Below are 15,363 nucleotides of genomic sequence, written 5' to 3'. Positions count from 1 at the left end.
CTGGGCAAGGCCCACAGAGTCTACCGCACCTTTACTGCCGACGACGAGCTTATGGACATCGCCGAGGCGCGTGAGAAATGGCAACGCGATGTCAGTTCGCGGTTACGCAGCGCCGAGCAACGCGGCAAGGAAGAGGGCATGCAAGAAGGTATGCAGCAGGGCATGCAGCAGGGCATGCAGCAGGGCATACAACAGAAGGCTCGTGAAGATGCCCTGAAGATGCTGAAACGCGGGTTCCCCCTTTCCGACATCGCCGAGATCACCGGCCTTTCCGAGCAGGAGATCGGGGATCTCGAGCGATCAACCTAGCACCCCTTCTCGGGGCGCCTGTGAGTTTGCCGGGGATGGGGCTGGAAGGCCCGTCGGCCGCGCCCCCGATCACCGAGGCCGACGCACCGGAGTATGTCCTGTCCGATCACCTGCAGATCCATTTCATCGAACTGCCCAAGAATCACCTGAAAAGCACCGGTGATGTGAAGGACAAACTTGATACATGGTGTTATTACTTCGAACACGAAGGCACCGTGGAGGAGGAGGATATGACGCTATTGCTGAAGGACAACCCTGCTCTGGGCAAGGCCCACAGAGTCTACCGCACCTTTACTGCCGACGACGAGCTTATGGACATCGCCGAGGCGCGTGAGAAATGGCAACGCGATGTCAGTTCGCGGTTACGCAGCGCCGAGCAACGCGGCAAGGAAGAGGGCATACAAGAAGGTATGCAGCAGGGCATGCAGCAGGGCATGCAACAGGGCATGCAGCAGGGCATACAACAGAAGGCTCGTGAAGATGCCCTGAAGATGCTGAAACGCGGGTTCCCCCTTTCCGACATCGCCGAGATCACCGGCCTTTCCGAGCAGGAGATCGGGGATCTCGAGCGATCAACCTAGCACCCCTTCTCGGGGCGCCTGTGAGTTTGCCGGGGATGGGGCTGGAAGGCCCGTCGGCCGCGCCCCATTCTTCCCAACAACACCGCGCCTGACTGAAGTATTCCGCCCACGATGCTGTGGTGCACCCCAAAGCGCTGGGCGATCTCGGAGCGGCGCATGCCCCGGGGGTGATCCATCAGCAGTTTCCCAGATAATTCATTAGTTCCACTTTTGACATGCTCGGGATTGGATCACAATTATGGCACCCCCCCCGGACTGCTTCCGGCCTCGCTGGTCACCCTGAACTCAAGCACGGGGACTCTTTGGGCTGTACCAGCCTTGCAGGAGGCCCTATGCCCGCACAACCGAGTTACACCCTCTGCGTCGTCTCTGCCCTCTGGCTGCTCTCCCTGCTCCCGGGATACCAGGCGGCAGCCAGCCCCGGCGGGAAGGCACTACACTCCTCCCCCCTATCACCCTGGGATCATCCTTTAGCACGCTCCCCAGCTTCGGAAAGATTTCCCTCCTTCCCTCGTTCCATGGTACTCTTGGATATGGACGAACCGGAGACCCTCATTACGGTAGACGCCATCTCCCGGGAAACAGCACGGATTGAGACCGCCCGTGGCATCTGCTACGAGATTCCCGCCGCATGGCTCCCCGCCAAGGCCAGGGAAGGAACGGTTCTGACCCTCTCCTGCACGACAGAAGGAGAAACCTCGACCCTCTCCTTCGCCTGTGACCATATCCGCACCGGGGATGCCCGCAACCGCATCCGATCCAAACTGGACAAACTTCGATCGAGGAACCCCTGACGATGAAGAGCCCCCTGCAACGAGCCCTGAGCCTCGTCGTGACCCTTGGGCTGATGCTGGGGGCCCTTCTTCACCCGCCCCCGGCCCTGAGCGACGGGGCCGCACCCGCAACAGGGCTGGTGCCCCCCCTTCTGGAGATTCATTGTATCGATGTCGGTCAGGGCGAAGCGGTCCTCCTGCGAACAGAGACCGCAGCCATTCTGGTTGATGCAGGAATCGACGGAACTGCAGCCGCCTACCTGAATAACCGAGGGGTCCAGCGGCTTGATCTGGCGGTGGCAACCCACGCACACGCCGACCACATCGGTGGCTTTCCTGCCATCCTTGAACAATTTCAGGTGGACCGAATCTGGTATAACGGACAGACCCACACCACCCGGACCTTCGAGCGCTTTCTTGAGGCAGTCCTGGAATCTTCGGCGGTCTACCAGGAACCACTTCGGGGAGAACTCATCCGGTTTGGAGAGCTGATCATCACCGTCCTGCACCCCGAACGATCAGCCGCAGACTATTCCGGACACCTGCACAACAAAAACATTGTTCTCCGCGCCGATTTCGGGGATTTTTCGATCCTCATCACCGGGGACGCCGAAATCCATGCCGAGAACCGGCTCCTGGCCAGCGGAATTCCTCTGGCAGCCACAGTGCTCCAGCTGGGCCACCACGGGTCACGGACCTCATCGAGCAGGGCCTTTCTGAAGGCCGTGTCTCCCGAACTGGTTTTCTACCAGGCTGGCCGGGACAACCGCTACGGCCATCCCCACAGGGAAGTTCTGCTCCGGGTAGACCGATACCTTGAGGCCGAGATCTACGGTACCAACACAGGGGGGACTCTGGTAATTACCAGCGACGGCTCGTCCTGGAAGATAGCCACCTCCCTCACAGCAGGAGAAACTACCCCGCCCTTGTGCATCGACATAAACACCGCCACCATAGAGGAACTCTCCCGCCTCATTCATATCAGCGATACCAGGGCCCGACAGATTATGGAGCGTCGCCCCTTTACCTCACGGCAGGATCTTCTGGATGTTCCCGGAATTGGGCCCGGGCGGCTGCGGGAGATCGAGGATCAGGGGCTTATCTGCCCCCTGCCGGGAACAGAGTAAGGGCCCTGGTGGGGCCCGTTAGCGCCACACTATCGGAGAATCGCCTTCTCTGCCTCGACTCGCCAGGTCGCTGGAACCAGGAGCACCTGCCTCAACACAGCCAGTCCCGGGAGACCGATACCAATCAGGTCCATGTACATATTCGGAAAAATGAGCAGCAGGGTTGATCAGAGGCAGCGCAGGAAGACAGCCCCCGGAGGGAAAGAGGCCCGGCGGTTCCCCTCGTTGCCACGGCCAGACGGGGCGGATACTGACTCGTGCGGTCGGCTCCGCAGGCTGTGGAAAAAATTGCCGTGATCATGGCGAGGACTGCAAGAAGAATTGGCGCTGTCGCCCCTGATTCCGCGTGAGGGATTGCAGCGAGTAGCGCGGACCGCAGCCGGTGTCGCCTGTGGGGCGTTCCGGTTTGGTGGGGCTCCGGCGAGGACCGTACTACTCGCGGAAAGCCCGGCCCCGCGTACGCGGGGACACGCCCAAAGGATGATGGGGCTCACGGGTCAGGGGGAACGGCTTCCGAGGGGGATCAATCCCTGAAGAGAGAGGTAGAGGCCGTCGCCGGTTTGTTCTGTTGTGCCGACGGAGCGCAGGAGGGTGTCGAAGGCGTAGCCGGCTCGCAGTTTGAGGAGGATCAGGTCCACTTCGGCAAAGGCTGAGTAGAAAGTGCTTTCCAGGGGGTCTTTTTCTCCGGCGAGGTCGAAGCTGATGGTTTCGTTCTGAATTCCCAGGGAGGCGAAGCGGTAGTGGAGTGCGATTTCGTAGAACAGGTCCCGTTCGTCCCGGAGCTGGTCGAGGTCGAACCGGAGGTTCCAGGTCATGCGCAGGTTTTCTTCCGGTGCAAGGGTGAGGTTGATGGTGGGGCCGGTGATGAATTCCAGGGAGAGATGGTACCGGGGGTCTTCGTGGGTGAGGCGAATCAGGGGAAGGGGCAGGGCGTATATGCTTTGGCCGTTGGGGGTTTTGAGGCCGAAGTCGCTGATTCCGAGGCCGCCACCGAGGACGATCGATGTAGAGGGGGTGGCGAAGATTTCGTATCCGTAGAGTGCTGCGGCCTGAAAGGTGTCCGTGCCGCCGTGGATGGGTTTGTCCGAGGCCGATTGCAGGACGGTCAGGTATCGGTGCTTCCGGCGGGCTCCGTCGTAGAGGAACTCCAGGGTGTGGTAGTCCTTGTCCCGGTTGGTGCCGGGGGTGGTGCTCCAGGTGGTGCGGGAATAGGTTCCTGCGAGGAGATGGTCTTCGGCGAGGAAGACAATTCCGCTTCCGGGGCTGTGCAGGGTCTGGTCGCTCACCGAGAGGGTTCGGTAGGTGAAGAGCGGTATGATCAGGGGCGGCTGGGGTTTTTCCGGGTTTTGGGGCGGGTCTGACTCGGTTGCGTTTGCTGCCGGGGCTGTTGGGAGTGTCGCTGCCGGGGCGGGTTCTTCTGTTGCCGGGGCGGGGGCTGCCGTCAGGGGAAGGGGTGTCGAGATAAGCCAGGCCGCGACAAGGAGAGTTACGCCTGTTTTTACAGCATTTTTTATCATGTCTGTCCTCCCCAGGGGGTTCAAATGATCGCAGAGTACCCCGGGAAGGAGGGGGCGGTACAGAGGCTGATTGCCTGGGAGGGAATGCCGGGGAAATCTGTCGAGGGAATCCTGGTTGTGTCGAGGCCGATCCCGCATTACTATGGGGAGCGTTATGATGTGCTCTCCGAGCCGCCTGGCTCGTTTCTTTTCATTTGTTCTGGCGTTTGCGGTTCTGGCGTTTGCGGTTCTGACTTTCGCGGTTCTGGCGCAGGCACCCGTGGTGGCTGCCGATTCTGTAACGAGGGCCGTTGCCCCTGAGGGACACCTGTCAGGGGTGGCTCCGATCAAGGAGGCGGCGAATCTGCGGATCACCCGGAAGGAGACGCACCAGGAGGTCCGAATTTCCAACGCCTGGCCCGGTGCGCCCGATCTGATCTACTTTCTGGTTCCCCGGGGTACCGATCCTGGTAATATCGATGGGCCTCCCGGAACGGTGATTGCTGTCCCGCCCCGGCGGGTGGTCTCGCTTTCCACACCGAATATTCCCTTTATCAGGGATCTGGGAGAGCTTTCCTCACTGGTGGGTGTGGATACGGCCGATTATGTTTATGACGAGACGGTCCGTCAGGCTCTGGAGCAGGGGACGGTGCGAACTACCGGTGCCGGGGCACAGCTTGATCTGGAACGGCTTCTGGCGCTCCGGCCAGATGTGGTGCTGCTTTCGGCGTATAGTCCCGACGATCCTGCCCTGAGACGACTGGAGGGGGCGGGAGTTCCTTCCATGGTGATTGCCGACTGGAGAGAGCCGACTCCTCTGGGCCGCGCTGAATGGCTTCGGCTTTTCGGGGCGCTCTACGGGAAGGAGGCTCTGGCGGAGGAGCTGTTTTCCCACCGGGCCCGGCGATACCATGATTTGGCGCGCCGCACCGATCAGGCGATTCGCCAGGGGGCCAGGCCCGAGGTCTTTGCCAACGCGCCCTGGCAGGGGCAGTGGCCGGTTCCGGCAGGGGAAAGCTACCTGGCTATGCTTTTTGCTGATGCCGGGGCCCGGTATCTTTGGGCTGATACCAGGGGCGCAGGGTCGCTTTTTCTTGATCTTGAGGCGGTTCTGGCCCGGGCAAGGGATGCTGATGTCTGGATGCATCTCAACGCGACCTGGAGCAGTCCCGAGGATATTCGCCGGGAGGATCCCCGACTGACTCTTTTTCGGGCGTTCCGGGAGGGCCGGGTCTATCACCATGACCGTCGCCAGCGTTCCCGGGGCGCGAACGATTTCTGGGAGACCGGTGTGGGCCGGCCCGATCTCCTTCTGGAGGATCTGGTTACGATTTTTCATCCCCAGGCGGATCTTGTTCCCGGGCACCAGTTACGGTTCTATCGGAGCATCTTTCCGTGAGGCGCAGCGTCTCCGGGGTGACCGCTTTGCTTCTTCCCGCAACGGTCCTCTTCCTTGCGGCGGGAGCGGCTCTGGCGCTGGGGTCCGTGCCGCTTTCGCCGGCGGAGCTTCTGGCGGCGCTCCGGGCGGGGCCGCTTGCCGATGGGGGTGATGCTGCCTTTGCCCTGGAGCGGATCATCCTTTTTCAGGTGCGGCTTCCCCGGGTGGGTGCTGCTGCCGGAGCCGGGGCTTCTTTGGGGCTGGCGGGGTTGCTGATGCAGACGGTTTTTCGCAATCCCCTGGCGGGGCCGGGGGTGCTCGGTGTGAGCGCCGGGGCCGGTCTGGGTGTGGCTCTGGTGGTTCTGGCCGGAGCGGGTGCCCACTTTGCAGCGCCCACCGTGGCGGCGGCTGCTTTGGGCTCGGCCCTGGTGATCTCCCTGATGATGCTGGTTCACCGCATGGTGGGGCAGCCTGTGGTGGTTCTCGTGCTGGGGCTGCTTTTTGGCTATGCGGCCAGCGCTCTCACGGCGGTGCTCATGGCGGCGAGCCCTGCCCAGGGGCTGGAGCAGTATATTCACTGGAGTTTTGGTTCCTTTGCCCTTCCTCCGGGATGGAAACCCCTGGCGTTGCTTGCGGCGGCCCTGGGAACAACGGTGTTGCTTACGATTCTGGCAGCTCCGATCGATGTGCTGCTTCTGGGAAGCGCCTACGCCGAGAGCAGCGGTATCCACGCCCACCGTCTCCAGGGGGTGCTGCTCCTCTGCGCCGGCCTGCTTACAGCCCTGGTGACTGCCCTGACAGGGCCAATATCGTTTCTCGGCGTTGCCGTGCCTCATTTGGCCCGGGGTCATCTGCGGACCTCCCGGCATCGTCTTCTTCTGCCGGGGGTTGCTCTCTGGGGGGCGGCTATCGCGATTGTGGCAGATCTGCTCTCGCGACTCCCCGGAAGTGATCGCCTCCTTCCCTTGAACGCGGTTCTCTCTGTGGTGGGGGTTCCTGTGGTGCTTCTGACCATTCTGCGGCCCTCCCGCGAGGGGACAGGCCCGGGGGTGGAGTTGTGATGATCCTGGAGGATCTGCGCCTGGGCTACCGCCGAGGCCCCGATGTGGTTACCGTTGCCCGGGCGGAGGTTCTCCCCGGTGAGGTGATCTCCCTGGCGGGGCCGAACGGGGGGGGAAAGACAACGCTCCTGCGGTGCCTGGCGGGGTTGCTGAAACCCCGGGAGGGAATGGTTTTTCTGGAGGAGCGGCCTCTCTACGGATCCCGCTCCTGGAGCCGCGAGGCCCGGGCCCGCCGTCTGGCGGTGGTACTGACCGATCCGGTCTCACCGGCCTATCTGCGTGTGCGCGATGTGGTTGCCCTGGGGCGTCTGCCGCATTGCTCATCCCTCCAGAGTCCCTCGGGACGGGATGCGGCTGTGGACCAGGCCCTCGAGACAACGGGCACACTCCATCTGGCACAGCGATCGCTGGGGCACCTCAGCGATGGCGAGCGCCAGCGAGTGATGATAGCCCGGGCTCTGGCCCAGGAGCCCCGGATTCTTCTTCTTGACGAACCGGCGGCTCACCTGGATCCGCCTCACCAGACGGCGCTTTTTCTTCTTCTGCGTGATCTGGTGGAGCGACAGGTGATCGCTTCGGCGGTGATCGCTACTCATCATCTCCACCTGGCCTTGCACTTCTCCCATCGCCTTTTTCTTCTGGCCGGAACCCTTCAGGGGGAGGGCACGCCCGAGGAGCTCCTGGCGACGGGGGCCGTGGAGAGGGCCTATCCTTCTCCAGGGACAATCACGCTGGATCCCCAACGGGGCTGGTTCATTCCCCGGCCATCCCCTCCAGGGAAGGCAACCCCTCCAGGGAAAGCAGCCCCGGAACTGTAAAAACCACAAGAGAGGCGGAAGAGCTGACACGGAGCGGTTCCTCTGGTAGATTTGGTCCATGCATACGCGCAAAGTCTGGAGATACCTGGTGATTCCCTGCCTCTACGCAGTGGGAATCTTTGGCCTTCTCTACCTTCAATATTCGGGGACTCTCACCGTGCGGCGATCTTTGGGGGATCTGCAGTTTGTGGGGACCCTTGTGGCCGGTGAAGACGAGACCAGTCAGAAGATAACTTCGGCTCGCCTTGATTTCGAGGGCCTCACCTTCCGTTTCTCCGAAGACCATCCCCTGGTGATTACCTCCGGGGAAGATCAGCACCATCTGGTTCCCCGTCGATACGATCAGGAAGAGAACGCCCTGCTCATCACCTTCTCCGACGGGAGCGTGATCCGTTTCGAGATCTCTCCCGGCGAGGGACCTCCGGGCCTCCAGATTCACCCCCAGGAGGGCGGGGCCTGGCCTGAGGAGGGAACAGTGGCTCTCTCGTGGTATCCCGAGGCGACCCTTGAAACCGGTTCCGAGTCGTCGTCGGAAGCCCCGGACTCCCTTCAGCTTCTCCGTGAAGACCGTCAGTTTGTCCTGACCGCCCCACCCCAGTCAGCGATCGACCGGGAATCGCGGCGGATCACCATGCCGCTGAACGCCGGAAGCCGCCTGATCCGCTACGTTGAACGAGACTATGCCGAGATCGATATTATCGAAGCGGCCTTCAGCAGAGACCGTCGCCAGATCAGCGATTCTTTCTATACCGAGACGATCAACCGCTTTATCGACGTGGGATTCCAGGGATGGCACAGCGTCCGCTTTAACGGCGGGTCCGGGACCTGGAACAGGCGCGAGGGTTCTCCCGAGTTCTCCGAGGCGATTCTCACGGCTTATCTGGCCGAGGCATGGAAGCGGGACCAGTACACCACTGCCTTTAACCGCATGCGCCGCGCCGCCGACCAGCATCCGGAATCGGTGGGGCTCCTCTCGGCGGTCTTTCTGGGAAACCTCCGCGACGTCACAGCCCGATTTATCCAGGATGATCAGGAGCGAGCCCGGGAGCTGGCAGGACGGATCGCCGCAGGCGATGCCCGGGTCTTCCAGGAGAAGGATCTCTTCTCCTTTGCCGCGCTCCGGGGGAGCGAGGAGCTCTTCCGGCAAATTCTGAGCTTTGCCCGGGACGTAGACCTGCGCGATCTGGATCAGCGCACGGCCGTGGCCATGGCCGAGGCGGCTCTTGCACCGAACCACCCCACGGAGGCATCCCGGGAAGTTTCCCAGCGTTTTCTCACCCTTGTCCACGACAGGATCGTTCCGGCCATCCGCCAGTACGAGGAGACCTTTTTCATGGAGACCGCCCAGGGAGAGGTGGACCTGCTCTATTCCCTGCGCGCCGGGCGACTTCTGGAACGATACGGCGAACTTCAGGGAGACCTTCTCTACGTGACGGTGGGCCGCAATCTGGTGCTCTCGGCGCTTCGCGTGGCCGACAGCCTGGGCTTTCTGCCTCGCCATCTCTACTTTGAAACAGACGGGTTCACCCGGCAGGAGGGAAGTTTCGGACCGGAAGAGATCTATCCCCTGCTCTCGGACAACCCCTGGTATCCCCGGAAGATCTCTCTCTACGACGATCTGGGAGCGGGGGCATTCATCTGGTCAATTGCTCCCTTTCCTCACATAGAGATTGGACAGGAGCAGTTCCATTTCACCCTGACCTATCCCCGGAACAGGACTCATTATATCATCATGCAGGGGATTCCCCCCTTCCGGTCCATGAACCTCTTTAATCTGCAATGGCGGAACGATCCTTCTTTTGAGCTCTATATCAAGGGACGTCACTACGAACGGAGCACCAACACGCTCATGATCAAATATACCGATAACAGTATTGAGGGCGATATTATCCTGAATTACTGAGCTGAGAGGGTGGGATTTCGGGCCAGGGCTTGAGCCTGGGCCTGGCCCTGGAAAGCCCCGTCCGCACACAAGGGAGAACCATGTCGTTTGATACCATCATGACCGGCCTGGAACGGCCGGTATCGTTCTATTTTATCCGCCATGGCGAGAGCGAGGGCAACGCCCGGGGGATTGTCCAGGGCAGGGAGGACGCGCTCCTTACGGATCGGGGAAGAACCCAGGCAGTCCGGGCAGGCCAGTGGCTCAAGAGCCTGAAAGTCAATCCCGATGCGGTTCGAACCTCGCCGCTTCAGCGGGCCGGGGAAACGGCACGAATCATCACGGGACTGACACCGGACGACGCCCGTTACGGTGTGATTACGGAGTTGCAGGAACTCGATACGGGAATCTTTTCGGGTTATTCGTTGCAGGAGGCCCAGGAGAAGATGCCCCGGGACTACCAGGAGTTCACTGCCCGCAGCTGGGATTCCGTGCCCGGCGCCGAGGGTCGGGTCGCCCTGACCGACCGGGCACTCCGGGTCTGGCAGATCCTGGCAGAGACAGCAAACGCCCTCCCCGCTGACCCTTCCCTGGAATCATCTGAATCATCCCGGAACGCAGAAGAACCCGGGAGAGCAACAGTTCTCTGCGTAACCCACGGCGGACTGATCCAGTGGCTCCTGAAAACAAGCTTCGGCGCTACCCGGGAAGCCCCCCGGGAGTGGATGCCCCTGATCAAGGTATCCAACTGCGGGGTCTTCCAGATTGATCTCAGGCCGGTCCGGACCGTGGACCGCCAGGACAGACCCTTGCGATGGTTCCATGCCCAGTGGAGCCGGATCAACGAGACAGCGCCCCGGGACACCTGAGCCCCGGGCGGCAAACGCTATTCTTCCAGGAGGTCCTCGAACTTCCGGGCTGTATGAAGCTTCTCCACCAGTCCGGGGGTGCGAATCGCCCCGGCGATCTTCCCAAGGGCGGCCAGGTGATCCCCCGGCTCCTGACCCAGCGGATCAACAAGAATAATAACGATTCGTGATACATCGGGAACCTTCTCCAGGGATATCCCGTGACGACTTACGGCCATCATGACCGTGGACTGACTCACCTCGGAAGCGTGGCAATGAAGAAGGATCACCCCAGACATGAGCCGAACCGGTTCTCCCTTGGCAATATCGATCAACTGACGGGCCAGTCGCTCCGGCACCTGCCCTTCTGCATCGGGAATACACCGCAGGGCGTCCCTCACCAGGGTATCCACCTCCCGGTAATCGCCGTCCAGGATCGTCCGCTCCGGAGAAAAGACCCCGATCCCCAAACCGCCGCCATTTCTCTCGTCGCCGCTACTGGCGGCAAGAAGGCGCTCGCTGGCAGAGTAGAGCACCGAGAGGTTGCACTGCCCGTGGCGTCGCGAGAGGACCCCCGGAAGTCGGTCGCCCTTGGGGTTCCAGGCGATTCCGCCCAGGCGCGCCGAGAAGAGGATCACCCAATCCGTTGCCGAGAGCTCCTGCCCGAAGGATTGCACCAGCCCCAGCCAGGATTCGTAGCGGCGAAGCTCCACGCCCACCTCGGGACGAGCCCGGCGGATATAAGACCAGCCTTTCTCGGGAAATGATGGTGACCCGTAGACGATCATCGCTGTGCCGCATTGGGCGGCAAGCTGCTTGATGGTGCCCACCGCCTCGGGGAAACCCACCTCCCGCTCGGCCAGAGGAGGCAGAACAAACCAGATTCGCTTCATGGTGTTCACGGGCTGGACCAGCCGGTTGACCAGAATCTGCCGCGGTGTTCCGTTCACTACCAGATCAAGGATCCGGCCAAAGATGTGGGACCGGCTCCGCTGGTGCCCGTCCCATCCCATAACGAGGGTGGATACACGGTTCTCCCGGACGGCCCGGAGGATTCCGGAACTCACGTTGACGTCGACCGTTGTGAGAGGAGTAACCGGCACATGGGCTGCCAGGGATCGTACCACCATATGCGCCAGCAACTCCTCTCCCCGGGCAACGTGGGCCTCGGCATCGGGACCATCGGGGATCACATGGATGGGGTACATGGGCTCGTGCGATTCGTTATCGCGCAGGTACATCGCCACATCGAGCAGATCAGCCGCAGAATCCTTGTTGATCACCGGAATAAGAACCCGCGAGGGCAATGTTCCGGGGTCCTTCAGTTCGGAATCCCGTGCCTCGGCCAGTTTCTTGCCGGCCCGTTCCGTTACCAGGGGCCCCACAAAACAGGTGATCCCGATCATGACGATCGTACCGGTGATGATTTCGTCGGAGAAGAGCCCCACCTCGTACCCCACCAGGGCCGCCGCAAGGGTTGCCGCGGCCTGGTTCACGCTCATGCCATAGATCAGGAGGGACTCCTGGCGGGAATAACGCAGAAAGAAACCCGAGATGACCGCCGCAAGCCACTTGGTGACAAGGGCTGTGACGGTCATCACGCCGATAACGACCCAGGCCTTGGTGCCCTGGAAGAGGAGTTCCACGTTCACCAGCATTCCCACGGAAAGAAGAAAGAAGGGGATAAAGAGGGCGTTCCCCGTGAAGTGAAGACGCGCCATGAGGCTGCTCTTCTCGGGAATGAGGGAGTTCAGGGTGAGCCCTGCCAGGAAAGCACCGATAATCGGCTCCAGCCCCGCTACGTGGGCCAGATACGCCGAAAGAAAGGTGACTGCCAGCACAAAGACAAAGGCCACAGTTTCGTCGGAGGCGACCTCCCGGAGAAACCATCGGCCAATCCGGGGAAGAAGAACGATCACCGCCACCACATAGAGCGTCATGGTTGCTCCCAGGCGAAGCCAGAACTGGAGCGATGCATCGCCCTCAACAGAAGAGGCGATCACAGCCAGCACCAACAGAGCCAGGGTGTCGGTAATAATCGTTCCCCCGATGGTGGTTGTCACGGCGCGGGATCGCGTGAGCCCCAGCTTGGCCACAGAAGGAAAGGTGAGCAGCGTATGAGAGGAATACATGCTGGAAAGCAGCACCGCCGTGGGCACCGTGAGGGCCATGATCCAGATAGCCAGACCGGTACCCACCGCCAGAGGAATCAGGAAGGTAATAAGTCCGAAGACGATGCTGTGAAGGCGGTTCCGGCGAACCTGATGGAGATCGATCTCCAGCCCCGCCAGAAACATGATCATCAGCAGCCCCACCTCGCCCAGAAGGCGGATCGTGGCATCCCGGGCGATCAGACCGAACCCGTAGGGTCCAAAGATCATCCCTGCCAGGAGAAGCCCCACGATCTCGGGAAGCCGGAGTTTCCGGGCCATGAGCGGAGCCACCAGAATAAGCACCATCACCGATGCAAAAATTAGCACCGGATCGCTGAAGGGAATTTCCATGGGGCGAATAATACATCACTATCTCGTGCAAGAAAAGAAAAACCGCTACAATCGGTCTCCATGGAAACTCTACATACACGTGTGCTGATAGGAAACGATCATGGTGCGGTGGATCTCAAGGTTCGCCTTATAAACCATCTTGAGAAGCGGGGATATACCGTGGAAAACTGCGGCGTTGACAGGGATGACTCCGTGGACTACCCCGATATTGCCCGTCTGGTGTGTACCCGCCTTCTGGAGGCGCCCCGGCAGGAGCAGGAGGAAGGCCCCTTCGATTTTGCCATCCTTTGTTGCGGTACGGGGATCGGTATCAGCATTGCCGCCAACAAGATTCAGGGTATCCGTTGCGCCCTGCCGCAGAACATCTTTGCCGCAACCATGGCCAGGGAGCACAACGACGCAAACGCAATCGCCTTCGGGGGGCGGATCGCCTACGAAGAACCGGTAGAGGCAATGCTCGATGCCTTTATCGACGCCCGCCACCAGGGCGGGCGCCACCAGATCCGGGTTCAGAAGATCATGGACCTCGAAGGCTGACGGGAAAGCTCGCCAGCCCCCTTTGATCAAACCCTCTTGATCAGACTCCTTTGATCAGGTCAGCCAGGGCCTGGGCGGTAAAGCCCATGGCCGACGCTACCTGGGCAGCGGGTCCGCTCAAACCAAACCGGTCAAGGCCAAGAACCCGGTCACGGCTGCCCGTGATCGAAGCCCACCCCGAGGTAACGCCCGCCTCAGCGGCTACCACGGGGACACCCTGGGGCAGAAGAGATCTGCGAAAAGCCTCGTCCTGAGCCTCGAAGAGTTCCCGGCTGATCATGGAAACCACCCGGACGGCCCGGCCGCTCAACTCCGCCGCTTTCAGTGCCAGGGAGACTTCGCTTCCCGTGGCCACAACCACAACCTCGGGGAGCCCGCCCTGTGCCGGCTCCTGGACCAGGTAGGCTCCGCGCCGCAGGGATTCCCGCCAGGAGGGATCGGCCTTGGGAAATACGGGAAGCCCCTGGCGTGTCAGAGCCAGCGCGACGGGACCGTCCTGCTCCATAGCCATGAGCCAGGCCTCGCCGGTCTCCTCGGCGTCGGCAGGCCGCAAAACCACCATTCCCGGAATGGTCCGAAGGGCCTCCACATGCTCAATGGGCTGGTGGGTGGGGCCGTCCTCACCTACAAAGATGGAATCATGGGTAAGAACATAGGTGACAGGAGCCTTCATCAGCGCCGAAAGCCGCGCCGCCGGCCGCAGATAATCGCTGAAAACCATGAAGGTTGCCACAAAGGGACGCAGCCCCCCGTGAAGAGCCATCCCGTTGGCAATCGCCGCCATGGCCAGTTCACGAACCCCGAAGTGGACCGTGCGTCCTGCCGGAGTGTCCCGGGTGAAATCACCATGCTCGGGCAGGGCCGTATTGTTCGAGGGGGCCAGATCGGCCGATCCTCCCACCAGGTTCGGCAGCACCGCTGCCACGGCCTTCAGGGCAGCACCGCTGGCCTGGCGGGTAGCCAGGGTATCACCAGGTTTATACTGGGGAAGCGCGATATCCTTCAGAAGCTCGCGATACCCACCCTGAAGCATCTCCTTCCACTGGGCGTGAAGTCCGGGGTTGGCCGTGGCCCAATCCTGGAAGGTTTGCTCCCACTTCTCCTGGGTTTGGGCCAGTTCATCGCGACGACGGGCAAAAAACTCCTGCGCCCGGGGGTCAACGTAGAACATCGCCTGGGGGTCAACACCGATCGCTTCCTTGGTGGCGGCGATTTCCTCGTCACCAAAGGGCGCTCCGTGGGCGGCGGCGCTCCCCGCCTTGCCGGGCGAGCCCTGTCCGATCACCGATTCGAGCACCACCAGGGTGGGGCGCCTGGTATCGTTCCTGGCCTCACCTGCGGCACGGCGGATTCCCTCAATATCGTAGGCGCTGCAGGAGAGGACCTGCCAGCCGTAGGCGGCATACCGGGCTGCAACATCCTCGGTAAAGGCCAGGTCCGTGGACCCCTCAATGGAGATTTTGTTGGAATCGTAGAAGACGATCAGTTTTCCCAGCCCCAGATGCCCCGCCAGGGAACTGGCCTCGCTGGAAATCCCCTCCATGAGACAGCCATCACCGACAATCCCATAGGTGTAGTGATCCACCACGCGGTGGTGGGGTGTGTTGAACCGGGCCGCCAGCATCTGCTCGGCCACGGCCATTCCCACGGCGTTGGCAAAACCCTGGCCCAGAGGGCCTGTGGTGGTCTCCACTCCCGGGGTGTGGCCGTATTCGGGATGCCCTGGAGTTTTGCTGTCGAGCTGACGGAAGGCCTTAAGATCCTCCAGCGAGAGATCGTATCCCGCCATGTGGAGGAGCGAATACAGAAACATTGAGCCGTGGCCAGCCGAAAGAACGAACCGGTCCCGGTTTTCCCACTGCGGATTCCGGGGGTTATGGTTCAATATCTCGCCGTAGAGAAGCGCTCCCAGTTCCGCCATTCCCAGGGGCATTCCGGGGTGCCCCGAGTTTGCCGCCTGAACAGCATCCATGGTGAGAGTTCTCACCGATCGGGCAACAGCCTCCAGGGCGGTATTATCCATAATCTGTGTCATAATCGAGTCTCCTC

General features: G+C 61.5%; 14 protein-coding genes. 10 read left to right on the top strand and 4 right to left on the bottom strand.

Going from position 1 to position 15,363, the window contains the following annotated elements; all coding sequences use genetic code 11:
* Together BW950_RS15110 and BW950_RS06955 are read left to right on the top strand one after the other, a co-directional pair.
* On the top strand, window positions 1-309 hold a 309-nt coding region (locus BW950_RS15110), incomplete at its 5' end, for an Rpn/YhgA-type helix-turn-helix domain-containing protein (protein WP_499697523.1).
* Window positions 310-329: 20 nt separating this feature from the next.
* Window positions 330-890, top strand: a complete 561-nt coding sequence (locus tag BW950_RS06955; RefSeq protein WP_143559160.1) for an Rpn family recombination-promoting nuclease/putative transposase — start codon at window positions 330-332, stop codon at window positions 888-890.
* Here the strand turns inward: BW950_RS06955 and BW950_RS14920 are convergent.
* On the bottom strand, window positions 887-1,066 hold the full coding sequence (locus BW950_RS14920) for a hypothetical protein (RefSeq protein ID WP_143559159.1): 180 nt from the start codon (window positions 1,064-1,066) through the stop codon (window positions 887-889). The genes BW950_RS06955 and BW950_RS14920 overlap by 4 nt on opposite strands.
* A gap of 156 nt (window positions 1,067-1,222) precedes the next feature.
* On the opposite strand from BW950_RS14920, the gene BW950_RS14770 reads away from it, so the two are divergent.
* Complete coding sequence (locus BW950_RS14770) at window positions 1,223-1,684, top strand: DUF3006 domain-containing protein (protein WP_159438749.1); 462 nt, start codon at window positions 1,223-1,225, stop codon at window positions 1,682-1,684.
* A gap of 2 nt (window positions 1,685-1,686) precedes the next feature.
* Window positions 1,687-2,790, top strand: a complete 1,104-nt coding sequence (locus BW950_RS06945; protein WP_076488565.1) for an MBL fold metallo-hydrolase — start codon at window positions 1,687-1,689, stop codon at window positions 2,788-2,790.
* Between the two features lie 497 nt (window positions 2,791-3,287).
* Here BW950_RS06945 and BW950_RS06940 read toward each other — a convergent pair whose 3' ends face one another.
* Window positions 3,288-4,307, bottom strand: coding sequence for a hypothetical protein (locus BW950_RS06940; RefSeq protein ID WP_143559158.1), 1,020 nt, complete (start codon window positions 4,305-4,307; stop codon window positions 3,288-3,290).
* Between the two features lie 154 nt (window positions 4,308-4,461).
* Here BW950_RS06940 and BW950_RS06935 point away from each other — a divergent pair, with 154 nt between their 5' ends.
* The 5 genes from BW950_RS06935 to BW950_RS06915 all read left to right on the top strand — a co-directional run bounded on the left by BW950_RS06935 (window position 4,462) and on the right by BW950_RS06915 (window position 10,294).
* The gene (locus BW950_RS06935; protein WP_076488563.1) at window positions 4,462-5,685 is read left to right on the top strand and encodes an ABC transporter substrate-binding protein; all 1,224 of its coding nucleotides are present in this window, start codon (window positions 4,462-4,464) and stop codon (window positions 5,683-5,685) included.
* On the top strand, window positions 5,682-6,725 hold the full coding sequence (locus BW950_RS06930) for an iron chelate uptake ABC transporter family permease subunit (protein WP_076488562.1): 1,044 nt from the start codon (window positions 5,682-5,684) through the stop codon (window positions 6,723-6,725). Before BW950_RS06935 ends, BW950_RS06930 begins: the two co-directional genes overlap by 4 nt.
* The gene (locus tag BW950_RS06925; protein ID WP_076488561.1) at window positions 6,725-7,543 is read left to right on the top strand and encodes an ABC transporter ATP-binding protein; all 819 of its coding nucleotides are present in this window, start codon (window positions 6,725-6,727) and stop codon (window positions 7,541-7,543) included. The genes BW950_RS06930 and BW950_RS06925 overlap by 1 nt, the downstream gene beginning before the upstream one ends.
* Before the next feature lie 58 nt (window positions 7,544-7,601).
* Window positions 7,602-9,446, top strand: coding sequence for a hypothetical protein (locus tag BW950_RS06920; protein ID WP_076488560.1), 1,845 nt, complete (start codon window positions 7,602-7,604; stop codon window positions 9,444-9,446).
* 80 nt (window positions 9,447-9,526) lie between these two features.
* The gene (locus BW950_RS06915; RefSeq protein WP_076488559.1) at window positions 9,527-10,294 is read left to right on the top strand and encodes a histidine phosphatase family protein; all 768 of its coding nucleotides are present in this window, start codon (window positions 9,527-9,529) and stop codon (window positions 10,292-10,294) included.
* Window positions 10,295-10,311: 17 nt separating this feature from the next.
* On the opposite strand, the gene BW950_RS06910 is transcribed toward BW950_RS06915, so the two are convergent.
* Window positions 10,312-12,777 (bottom strand): cation:proton antiporter domain-containing protein, encoded by a 2,466-nt coding sequence (locus BW950_RS06910; RefSeq protein WP_076488558.1) that lies wholly within the window; start codon window positions 12,775-12,777, stop codon window positions 10,312-10,314.
* An 81-nt stretch (window positions 12,778-12,858) separates the two neighbouring features.
* Between BW950_RS06910 and BW950_RS06905 the strand changes: the two genes are divergently transcribed.
* Window positions 12,859-13,314: an RpiB/LacA/LacB family sugar-phosphate isomerase gene (locus tag BW950_RS06905; protein WP_327077622.1), complete on the top strand. Its 456-nt coding sequence runs from the start codon at window positions 12,859-12,861 to the stop codon at window positions 13,312-13,314.
* 40 nt (window positions 13,315-13,354) lie between these two features.
* Here BW950_RS06905 and tkt read toward each other — a convergent pair whose 3' ends face one another.
* Window positions 13,355-15,349: a transketolase gene (tkt, locus tag BW950_RS06900; RefSeq protein WP_094336480.1), complete on the bottom strand. Its 1,995-nt coding sequence runs from the start codon at window positions 15,347-15,349 to the stop codon at window positions 13,355-13,357.
* Window positions 15,350-15,363 lie beyond the last annotated feature (14 nt).

The sequence above is a fragment of the Alkalispirochaeta americana genome, from assembly GCF_900156105.1.
Classification (GTDB): Bacteria; Spirochaetota; Spirochaetia; order DSM-27196; family Alkalispirochaetaceae; genus Alkalispirochaeta; species Alkalispirochaeta americana.
This window is presented reverse-complemented; position numbering and strand designations above follow the sequence as displayed.

Coding starts and splice junctions, on each gene's coding strand:
- BW950_RS14920 (WP_143559159.1), bottom strand. CDS start 1,066: ATGGATCACCCCCGGGGCATGCGCCGCTCCGAGATCGCCCAGCGCTTT.
- BW950_RS14770 (WP_159438749.1), top strand. CDS start 1,223: ATGCCCGCACAACCGAGTTACACCCTCTGCGTCGTCTCTGCCCTCTGG.
- BW950_RS06945 (WP_076488565.1), top strand. CDS start 1,687: ATGAAGAGCCCCCTGCAACGAGCCCTGAGCCTCGTCGTGACCCTTGGG.
- BW950_RS06940 (WP_143559158.1), bottom strand. CDS start 4,307: ATGATAAAAAATGCTGTAAAAACAGGCGTAACTCTCCTTGTCGCGGCC.
- BW950_RS06935 (WP_076488563.1), top strand. CDS start 4,462: ATGATGTGCTCTCCGAGCCGCCTGGCTCGTTTCTTTTCATTTGTTCTG.
- BW950_RS06925 (WP_076488561.1), top strand. CDS start 6,725: ATGATCCTGGAGGATCTGCGCCTGGGCTACCGCCGAGGCCCCGATGTG.
- BW950_RS06920 (WP_076488560.1), top strand. CDS start 7,602: ATGCATACGCGCAAAGTCTGGAGATACCTGGTGATTCCCTGCCTCTAC.
- BW950_RS06915 (WP_076488559.1), top strand. CDS start 9,527: ATGTCGTTTGATACCATCATGACCGGCCTGGAACGGCCGGTATCGTTC.
- BW950_RS06910 (WP_076488558.1), bottom strand. CDS start 12,777: ATGGAAATTCCCTTCAGCGATCCGGTGCTAATTTTTGCATCGGTGATG.
- tkt (WP_094336480.1), bottom strand. CDS start 15,349: ATGACACAGATTATGGATAATACCGCCCTGGAGGCTGTTGCCCGATCG.